Genomic DNA, 9,733 nt, shown 5'->3' with positions numbered 1-9,733 from the left:
CCTGCGCCTCGATGGTTCCTGCGAAACCCCGCTCGGTGGTTTTGCCGAACTGGTCGACGAACACTTTGTCCGACTGCGGGCCTTTGTGGCGACGCCGGATGGCAGCCAGATCCTGCGCGCCGAGTCCAATGGCAGCCGTGCCGGCGCCGCCGGGCTTGGTCGCCAGGTTGCCGAGCTGCTGTTGTCGGAGGGCGCACGCGCCCTGTTGAATCCCCAGATCTGAAGGTCGTCCATGGCCCTGCCGCTTGCCCATCGCCGCTTCCTTGTCACCCGCCCGGAAAACCAGTCCGACCGGCTCGCCGCGCTATTGCGCGACGCCGGCGCCGAGCCCCTGCTGGCGCCGATGATCGCGATTGCCGAAACCGCCGATCCTGCCGCGCTGGCCGGCGCACTGGCGCAGCTGGCTGAATACCAGCTGGCCGTGTTTGTCAGTCCATCGGCGCTGGAGGCGGTGGCGAGCCAGGTGCCGCATTGGCCGAGCGCCTTGCCGGTGGCTGTCATCGGCCCCGGCTCGCGCGATGCGGCCGAGCGGCTTGGCATCAGCCAGATCATCAGTCCGGTCGAGCGCTTCGATAGCGAAGGCCTGCTCGCCATGCCGGAATTGCAGGACATGAGCGGCAAGCGGGTGGTGCTGTTTCGCGGCAATGGCGGGCGCGAGTTGCTGGCCGACACGCTGACGGCACGCGGCGCCAGCGTCGAGGTGGTCGAGGCCTATCGCCGCCTGCCGCCACAGTTCGGTGCCGACGAACTGGAAGCCTTGCTCAACGGCGGCTGCGATGGCGTCATCGTCACCAGCAGTGAAGCGGCCAATAATCTGTTCACCCTGGCCACGCCAGCGCTGATCGCTACGCTCAGGTCCTGCCGTTTTTTTGCCAGCCATCCGGCAATTGCCGAGGCGATTCGCGCGCATGGCGTGAGCGATATCGTCACCAGCGGGGCGGGCGATGCCGCCATGCTGGATGCACTCAAGGCCGCTTATCCTGCGGCTCCGGCCGCTCCGGCGGTCGCGCTTGAAACTCCCGTCGCTGTGGTGGCTGGGCCGAGCGAGCCGTTTGCCGGCCCGGTGAGGGACAAAACGCCATCGCGCTGGCTGCCGCCGCATGTGCGCTGGGCCCTGGCGGTGGGCGCCGTGGTGGTGGTGGCGACCGTATTCATGCTGCGCTCCGGTGCCCGTGATCTGCATGGCGAAATGGGCCAGCGCCTCGCCGCGCTGGAAGCCGAATTGCGCGGCCAGACTGCGCGGATCGACCGCGATGCCACGGTAATCAGCCAGCTACAGGCCAATTTGAGCCAGAGCCAGCAGCGGGTTGAAGAGTTGCGCGCTCAGCAGGCCGATCTGCGCGCCCTGTATAGCGCGATTGCTGGTGATCAGGACGAGGCGCTGTTGGCCGACGCCGAGCTGACCCTGTCGCTGGCCAGTCAGCAGCTGCAGCTGACCGCCAATGTCGGCGCCGCGCTCGCGGCGCTGTACCGGCTGGACGAGCGTCTCGCCGGCCATGAGCAGGCGCGCCTGGAGCCGCTGCGTCGCTCGCTGGCACGCGATATCGATGCGCTCAAGCGGGTGCCATTTGTCGATTATGTCGGCCTGTCGGCACGTATTGATGCGTTGGCCGGCTCGGTGGACAAGCTGCCGCTGATCGTCGATCGCAAAGCCGAGGAAGAAGAAAAGGAGACGCCGGACAAGCGCCACGATGGCCTGTTGGGTGAATTCGGCCGGGCGCTTGGCGCACTGGTCAGCATCCGTCGCATGGATCAGCCCGACCCGGTCTTGCTGGCGCCGCAGCAGGCGCTTTACTTGCGCGAGCACATCAAGCTGCGTCTGCTTAATGCCCGCCTGGCCCTGCTGCAACGCGATGACGCCACCTTCCGCCTCGATATCGCCGATGCCGAGTTCGAGTTGCGCAAGCATTTCGATACCCGCGCCAAGCCGGTGATGGCCACCCTGGCGAGCTTGCGCGATATTGGTGCCGCCCATCCGGCGGTTGCCCTGCCCAATCTGGGCGATAGCCTGAATGCGGCACGCGATGCACGCCGTACGGTCAGCAAGGAGGACAAACGGTGAGGTCCTTGATCTGGCTGGTCGTCCTGTTTGGCCTGTCGGTGGGGATGGCGCTGTTTGCCCATTACCAGAATGGCTACGCCCTGCTGTTCCTGCCGCCCTGGCGTATCGAGCTGTCGCTCAATGCCTTTATCCTGATCTTTGCCCTGGTGGTGCTGGGCGGCTATAGCCTGCTCAAATTGCTGGACTGGATTCTGGCGATGCCGCGCAATGCCCGGCGCTGGCGCGAAGATCGTCGCGCCAAACAGGCGCGGCGCTTCCGGCGCGACGCCTGGCTGGCGCTATTCGAAGGTCGTCCGCAGCGCACCGAGCGGGCGATACGCGGCGCCCGTGCCAGCGAGGACGATGCCGAGTTGCGCCTGGTGGATCTGTTGATCGGCGCCAAGGCTGCGCATGAGTGCCGCGATTTCGAGCGCCGCGATGCCTATCTCGAAGAAGCCAGGGTCGCCACCGGCGGCCGGGCGCTGGCACTCGATATGCTCGAAGCGGACATGATGTACGAGCAATACCGCAACCGCGATGCCCTGGCGGCGCTGGAGCGGGTGTACAACCAGTCGCCACGGCTGACGGCAGCCCTCAAGCTGGAATTGAAGATCCGCCAGCAGGACAACCATCCGCAGCGCGTAATCGAATTGGCCGACCAGCTCGAACGCAGCGAGGCAATCGACCCGGCGCAGGCGGTGCGTATCCGCGCCCAAGCGCGCCTGACCGAGCTCAAGCAGAACACCATGGATTTCCCGGTACTGAGCCGCTGGTGGAATGGTTTGCAGCAGGCCGAGCGCGATACACCGAGGCTGGCGGCAGAAGCGGCACGCGCCTTTGCCCGCACCGGCGCGGTAGAGCGGGCCGAGGCAATTCTGGTCGACGCGCTGGAAGCGGACTGGAATGTGGCGCCGCTCGAGGTATATGGCGAGCTGGGCCGGCTGGGCAGTGGTGGCGATGCGGTCAAGCGCCTCGCTCGCGCTGAGGACTGGTTGCGTCATCATCCAAGTGACCACCAGCTGCTGCTGGCGCTGGGCCGGCTATGTCACGATGCCGAGCTTTGGGGTAAATCGCGCACCTATCTGGAGGCCAGCATCGCCGTGGCCGCGACGCCGGTGGCCCACGCCGAACTCGGCCAGTTGCTGGAACAGCTTGGCGACAAGCCGGCCGCCGACGAACACTACCGGGCCAGCCTCGGCCTAGCGCTCGACCTTCTGGAGAAACGCGCATGAGCCATGCCTTGCTGGCCAGCCTGCACTACCTGGGCGCCATGGTGCTGATGGCCTGCCTGGTGGCCGAACATTTGCTGATCAGCTCGGAAATGGACCGGCGCACCGTCGGCCTGCTGGCGCGCATCGATCTGGTGTATGGCATCACGGCGGGCCTGCAGATCGGTAGCGGCTTGCTGCGCCTGTTTGCCGAAAAAGGCAGTGCCTTCTACCTGCACAGCCCGTTCTTCCATATCAAGATGACCGTGTTTGTGCTGCTTGGCCTGCTGTCCATTTACCCGACCCTGCGCTTTCTCGCCTGGCGGCGCGCCGCGTCCAGCGCCGAGCGCATCCGGCCGACCGAGGGCAAGCGGGTGCTGATGCTGGTGCGGGTCGAGCTGCTGCTGTTGATCGCGCTGCCGGTGCTGGCCAGTTTGATGGCACGCGGCCTGGGCTGAATCGGGCAATCGGCCTGATTGGTTGTTTGAAGCGAGGCTGGCGCAGTGAAGATGGGCCTTGAAACGCCGGTGCCGGAGCAATCTGCAGCGGCGTTTTGTATTTTTGGCGCCAGCTTGCCGGCTCCAGGCTCTGTTGACATTTTGTCGGCGACCGTCGACTAAACGTCAACAGGGCCTAGAGCTGCTCCGGCGACATCATGGTCTTGAGCAGGGTTTGCGGGCGGCCGTCGCGCAGGCGGTATTGCAACCACCAGACTGCGCCTTTTTTCACACTCCAGTCCGCCTCCAGCCCGGACAGCAATCTGGCAGCAAGGCGGCCGATGGCCGGCTGGTGGCCGACCAGCACGGTGGTGCCGCCGGCATCGGGCCAGTTGGCCACCGCCAGATAGTCGTTTGCGCTGGCATCTGGGTTCAGTCGTGCGTCGACTTCATGGGCGGCAGTGAGTGCGCTGGCAGTCTGACGCGCCCGTAGCGCCGCGCTGGCGATCACCCGGCTGCCGTCGGGCAGGCGGGCGGCCAGCCATTGCGCCATCTTCGCCGCCTGCTTCTGCCCTTTTGGGGTCAGCCAGCGCTCGAGGTCGTTGCCATCGCCCGTTTCGGCTTCGGCATGGCGCCACAGGATCAGATTGGTTTTCAGCGAACGCATGGCGGTCCCTTTCCAGCCGCAACGGCAGCGTGGGCGCCGGTAAACCGAAGCGTTGTCGCGTCGCGGCTTTATCGCGCGACATCGCTGTGGCGTGCCGAGTCACCCGATTGCATGAACAGGCGCTGCAGCAAGCTGCGCCCAAAAAACGGGGCGGTTACCCGCCCCACGTTCAATCCCTTTCCTTGGCCGCCAGATCCGCCAGCAGCATGCCTTGCGCGCCGCGCTGCTTGGCGCCGCGCGCATTCTTTTTGCGGTAGCGGCCATCCGACTGCATTTCCCAGGCCTGGGTGTTGTCGACCAGGTAGGGGCGCAGGCCCTCGCGGATGATGCGGCGCTTGGTGCGGCCATCCAGCACCGGGAAGGCTGCCTCGACGCGACGGAAGAAATTGCGACCCATCCAGTCGGCCGAGCTGAGGTACACATCTTCGGCGCCATCGTTCAGGAAGTAGAACACCCGGGTGTGCTCGAGGAAGCGGCCGACGATAGAGCGCACCTTGATGTTTTCACTGAGGCCGGGCACGCCGGGGCGCAGGGTGCATACGCCGCGCACGATCAGGTGGATGGTGACGCCGGCGCGGCTGGCATCGTACAGCGCCTGGATGATGGCCGGCTCCAGCAGCGAATTCATCTTGGCGATGATGACGGCACGGCGCCCGGCGCGGGCGATGGCGGCTTCGCGGGCGATGGCGGCACAGGCCGAGGAATGCATGGTAAAGGGCGATTGCCACAGCTGGCGCAGCTTGCTCGGGTTACCGAGGCCAGTCAGCTGCACGAAGATATCGTTGACATCGGCGCACTTGGCTTCATTGCAGGTAAACAGGCCGAAGTCGGTATACAGCTTGGCGGTACGCTGGTGGTAGTTACCGGTGCCCAGGTGCACATAGCGGCGCAGCTTGCCTTCTTCGCGCCGCACGATCAGCAGCATCTTGGCGTGGGTCTTGTAGCCGTAAACGCCATACACCACATGGGCGCCGACCCGCTCCAGCTTGGCGGCCCAGTTGATATTGGCTTCTTCGTCAAAGCGCGCCATCAACTCGACCACGGCGGTCACTTCCTTGCCGGCTTCGGCGGCGTCGATCAGCGCCTCCATCAGGGCGGAGTCCTTGCTGGTGCGGTAGACGGTCATCTTGATCGCCACCACATGCGGATCGCGTGCCGCCTGCTGCAGCAGATCGATCACCGGGGTAAAGCTTTCGAACGGGTGGTGCAGCAGGATATCGCCATGGCGGATCGCCGAGAACAGATCGGGCTGCTTGCGCAATTCCTTCGGCACGCTGGGCATGAATGGCGGGAACTTCAGGTCGGAGCGGTCGACCTGATCCGGCACCTGCATCAGGCGTACCAGGTTCACCGGGCCATCGACGCGGTACAGGTCTTCCGTCCCCAGGCCAAACTGCTCGAGCAGGAATTCATAAATATGCTGCGGGCAGGTATCGGCAACCTCGAGGCGCACGCCATCGCCATACTGGCGCTGGCTCAATTCGCCCTGTAGCGCAGCGCGCAGGTCCTTGACGTCTTCTTCATCGACATTCAGGTCGGAATCGCGGGTAACCCGGAACTGGTAGCAACCCTTCACTTCCATGCCCGGGAACAGCGCGGCCATATTGGCGTGCAGCACCGATGACAGGAACACAAAGCCATGCTCGACGCCAGAGACTTCCGGTGGCAGCTTGATAAAGCGCGGGAAGATGCGCGGCGCCTGCACGATGGCAATGCCGGAGCTGCGGCCGAAGGCGTCGCGGCCATCCAGCTCGACGGCAATATTCAGGCTCTTGTTCAGCAGGCGCGGAAACGGATGCGCCGGATCAAGGCCGATCGGGGTCAGCACCGGTGCCAGTTCGCGGTCGAAATAGTCGCGCACCCAGTCGCGTTGCGCGTCGGTCCATTGGGTACGGCGCAGAAAGCAGATGCCTTCATCGGCCAATGCCGGTAGCACCACCTCGCGCAGGATCTTGTACTGGCGCTCCACCAGGGCGTGGGCCTCGATGGCGATGCGGTGAAAAGCCGCCTCGGGCGAGAGCCCATCGGGCGCCGGCCGCACATTGAGCAGGCGCATATTCTCCTTGACCCAGGCGACCCGCACCTCGAAAAACTCGTCCATATTCGACGAGACAATGCACAGGAACTTCAGCCGCTCCAACAGCGGATTATTCGGGTCTTCCGCCTGGGCCAGCACGCGGCGGTTGAATTCCAGCAAGCCCAATTCGCGGTTCAGGAACAGATCGCCGCTATGGTCATGGTGCGGTGCTTGGTTGGGTGGTGTCATGCGTGCGTTGTCTCGGATAGAAAGCGGGCAGGGCCGCAACGGGCGAGCGGGCAAAAAGCAATGGCCGCCGGGGCGGCCACTGTGTTCAGGCCATCAGGCCTGCGGCGGAACATAGCCTTGCGGCATGTCGGCACCGGCGCCGAAGAAATAATTCTGCATCTGCTGGGCCAGGTACTGGCGGGCGCGTGCATCGGCAAGGCTCAGGCGGTTTTCATTGATCAGCATGGTCTGGTGCTTGACCCAGGCCTGCCAGGCTTCCTTGGACACACTGTTGAAAATCTTCTGGCCCATTTCACCGGGCAGTGGCGGGAAGTCCAGCCCTTCGGCCTCGCGACCCAGTTTGATGCAATTAACCATTCTTGCCATGTTCATTACTCCTTAAAGCTAGCAAATCGACGTGACGATTCGATGAAGTCGATATCGCGGCCGTGTGACCGGCAATTCTAGCAGCGCACAGGCGCCGCGTCGGCAGGCAATGCGCCATCCACCAGCCGATCGAGCGCCGGGGGGCGGAATCGGTGAGCAGTGGTGATGGCGTAAAAGTGCTCATTCAACTCATCGGCAACGCCGACCACCACCAGGCGGCCACTGTGCAGCTCGTCCTGCACCACCACTTCGGGCAGCAGCGCCAGCCAGCCGCTATCGCGGGCGATCAGGCGCAGCATGGCCATATCGTCCACTTCCGCCCGGATGCGCGGGCTTACCGCTGCGGTGGCACACAGCGCATCGAACTGGGCACGCACCGCATGGCGGGCACCGGGCAGGGCCATCTCCACACCGTGCAGATCGGCGGGGATGGATAGCTGCCGCCCCTGCCATAGCTCGGTCTTGCCGGCCACCGACAGGGCCTGGCTGCCCAGACGCCGGCAATACAGCGGCTTGCCCGGATGCGCCGGCACCGCCTCATTCGCCAGCACCACATCGAGCTGGTGATGCAGCAGTCGCTCCAGCAGATCATCAAGCAGGCCCGATTCCAGCGTCAGGGTCAGGCTCGGGTCGGCCAGCAAGGGGCGCAGCCAGTTTTCCTGATAGTTGCGCGACAGGGTGGCAACGCTGCCGATGCGCAGCCGGGTGATGCCCTCGCGCTGGCCCTTGAGCCGGCCTAGCATCTCGGCGCCCAGGTCGAAAATACTGTCGGCATAGCCAAGCACCAGCTGGCCGGTGTCGGTGAGCTGCAGGCGCCGGCCTTCGCGCTCGAACAAAGGCTCGCCCAGCCGCTCTTCCAGCTGGCGTATCTGCGCCGACAGGGCAGATTGCGACACATGCAGCGCTTGCGCTGCCTGGCTCAGGTGGCCGGTTTTGGCCACGCGCCAGAAATAATGCAGATGGTGGAAGTTGAGCTGGTGCAGGTCCATTGTTCTGTTTTCTGTATGTTTTTGTGAATATATATCAATTTTACAGATGTAACTGCAGGCCGGATGATGCTGCCACGCACACTTATAGAGCTTTCCATGCCGCATCTCATCGCGATTCAAACGATTCTGGCCTTGCTGCCACTGGCGCTGATGCTGCTCATGGGCTTGCTGGCGTATCGCTGGCCGGGGCGTGGCAATGCATTGTGGCCCGCCATGCTGGGCGCCTCTGCCCTGGCGACGGTTGCGGCGGCAGGTAGTCTGGCCTGTGTGCTGCTACAGCAGGCACCCGCACCGATGCGCCTGCCCGGCCTTGCGCTTGGCCTGACCGTAGCCTGGTTTGCCCTGCTGGTGCAGGGCCTGGCCTGGGTGATTGCCGGTTTTTCTGCCCGCTACCTGGAGGGCGAGGCTGGCCAGCCGGCCTATGTCGCGGCGCTGGCCGGTGTGATTGGCGCGGTGCACCTGCTGGTGCTGGCCGATCACTGGCTGCTGCTGATCGCCGCCTGGGCCGCCGTCGGAATGGTTTTGCAGCGCCTGCTGTGCTTCTATGGCGATCGCCCATTTGCCGTGCTGGCGGCCCACAAGAAGTTTCTTGCCGACCGCCTGGCCGATGTATTGCTGCTGCTGGCCGCCTGGCTGGCGGTGGGGGAAGTCGGTAGCGCGTCGATTTCCGGCCTGTTCGACTATGTGGCCATCCATGGCGCCAATGCCAGCTTGCAGGCCAGTGCCATCTTGCTGGCGGTGGCGGTGGCGATACGCTGCGCCTTGTTGCCGCTGCATGGCTGGTTGATCCAGGTGATGGAAGCGCCAACCCCGGTGTCGGCCCTGCTGCATGCCGGCGTGGTCAATCTGGGCGGACTGGTGCTGATCCGCTTTGCCCCCTTGCTGGAAGCGGTGCCGGCCGCCCGTACCCTGCTGGTGCTGCTCGGGCTGGCTACGGCGGTACTGGCTGGCTTTGTGATGCTCACCCGTATCAGCATCAAGGTGCGGCAGGCTTGGTCTACGGTGGCGCAGATGGGCTTCATGGTGCTGGAGTGCGGCCTCGGGCTGTACCAGCTGGCGGCGCTGCACCTGATCGGTCATTCCCTGTACAAGGCCCATGCCTTCCTGAGCGCTGCCGACACGGTGCGGCAGGCGCGCCTGGCCGATCTGCGCGGCAGCGTGCCGGTGGCGGGCTGGAGCTTGCTGGCAGCGCCCGTGCTGGCGCTGGCGCTATTGCTGGCACTCACCCAAGGCCTGGCGCTAGTGCAGCTGGCGCTATGGCCATGGTGGTGGAGCGCCATCCTTGCCCTGGCCTGGGCGCCGCTATTGTGGGTGGCAGGCCCGGCGCCGCAGCGCCTGCTGGCTTCCGGCCTCGCCATGCTGGCAGGTCTTGGCGCAAGCGCCGCGCTGGCCCACTGGCTGCCACTGGGCGCCGCCAATCTGCCGCATGACGGCCTGGGATGGCTGGTGCTGGCCGTGTTGGCGGTGGTCTATCTCGGTAGCGCCGCCTTGCAGCGGCCGGCCTGGCGCCAGGCGCTGGAGCCGCTGCGTCGGCAGAGTTATGCCGGCTTTTATCTGGATGAAGCCTATACCCGCCTTACCCTGCGCCTGTGGCCGGTGGCCCTGCCTGCGGCTGCGTCGTGCCGCGATGCACGCTGCCCGGTACTGGTCCGTATTACCCCTTCCCGCTAATGCCGCACCCGGAGCCCGACATGGATCAATTCAATCATTCCAGCGCGATTTTCCCTGACGCAGGCTCGGCTGGCGGCGACAGTGCCGG

General features: G+C 65.0%; 8 protein-coding genes and 1 pseudogene. 5 read left to right on the top strand and 4 right to left on the bottom strand.

The genetic code is table 11. The features are described 5' to 3' along the window. From ACE3OH_RS14355 to ACE3OH_RS14340, 4 genes and pseudogenes are all read left to right on the top strand, one after another. Positions 1-223: pseudogene (locus ACE3OH_RS14355) on the top strand (hydroxymethylbilane synthase); the annotation flags it as partial. Positions 224-232: 9 nt separating this feature from the next. Further along, positions 233-2,062, top strand: coding sequence for a uroporphyrinogen-III C-methyltransferase (locus ACE3OH_RS14350; RefSeq protein WP_374354159.1), 1,830 nt, complete (start codon positions 233-235; stop codon positions 2,060-2,062). Then, on the top strand, positions 2,059-3,273 hold the full coding sequence (locus tag ACE3OH_RS14345; protein WP_374354157.1) for a heme biosynthesis HemY N-terminal domain-containing protein: 1,215 nt from the start codon (positions 2,059-2,061) through the stop codon (positions 3,271-3,273). The genes ACE3OH_RS14350 and ACE3OH_RS14345 overlap by 4 nt, the downstream gene beginning before the upstream one ends. Next, a complete protein-coding gene (locus ACE3OH_RS14340) occupies positions 3,270-3,707 on the top strand; it encodes a DUF2214 family protein (protein ID WP_374354154.1) in 438 nt (145 codons plus the stop codon). The genes ACE3OH_RS14345 and ACE3OH_RS14340 overlap by 4 nt, the downstream gene beginning before the upstream one ends. 175 nt (positions 3,708-3,882) lie before the next feature. Here the strand turns inward: ACE3OH_RS14340 and ACE3OH_RS14335 are convergent, their stop codons facing one another. From ACE3OH_RS14335 to ACE3OH_RS14320, 4 genes are all read right to left on the bottom strand, one after another. Beyond that, positions 3,883-4,353, bottom strand: coding sequence for a histidine phosphatase family protein (locus ACE3OH_RS14335; RefSeq protein WP_374354151.1), 471 nt, complete (start codon positions 4,351-4,353; stop codon positions 3,883-3,885). A 169-nt stretch (positions 4,354-4,522) separates the two neighbouring features. Then, positions 4,523-6,619 (bottom strand): polyphosphate kinase 1, encoded by a 2,097-nt coding sequence (ppk1, locus tag ACE3OH_RS14330; RefSeq protein ID WP_374354148.1) that lies wholly within the window; start codon positions 6,617-6,619, stop codon positions 4,523-4,525. A 93-nt stretch (positions 6,620-6,712) separates the two neighbouring features. After that, positions 6,713-6,985, bottom strand: coding sequence for an oxidative damage protection protein (locus ACE3OH_RS14325; protein WP_374354144.1), 273 nt, complete (start codon positions 6,983-6,985; stop codon positions 6,713-6,715). A gap of 77 nt (positions 6,986-7,062) precedes the next feature. Next, on the bottom strand, positions 7,063-7,974 hold the full coding sequence (locus ACE3OH_RS14320; RefSeq protein ID WP_374354141.1) for a LysR family transcriptional regulator: 912 nt from the start codon (positions 7,972-7,974) through the stop codon (positions 7,063-7,065). Positions 7,975-8,070: 96 nt separating this feature from the next. Between ACE3OH_RS14320 and ACE3OH_RS14315 the strand changes: the two genes are divergently transcribed. Further along, positions 8,071-9,645, top strand: coding sequence for an NADH-quinone oxidoreductase subunit L (locus tag ACE3OH_RS14315; RefSeq protein ID WP_374354138.1), 1,575 nt, complete (start codon positions 8,071-8,073; stop codon positions 9,643-9,645). Positions 9,646-9,733: the final 88 nt, after the last annotated feature.

Source organism: Chitinimonas sp. (assembly GCF_041904975.1).
GTDB lineage: Bacteria > Pseudomonadota > Gammaproteobacteria > Burkholderiales > Chitinimonadaceae > Chitinimonas.
The sequence above is the reverse complement of the archived record's forward strand: the minus strand, read 5'-3'. Positions and strand labels throughout refer to the sequence as shown.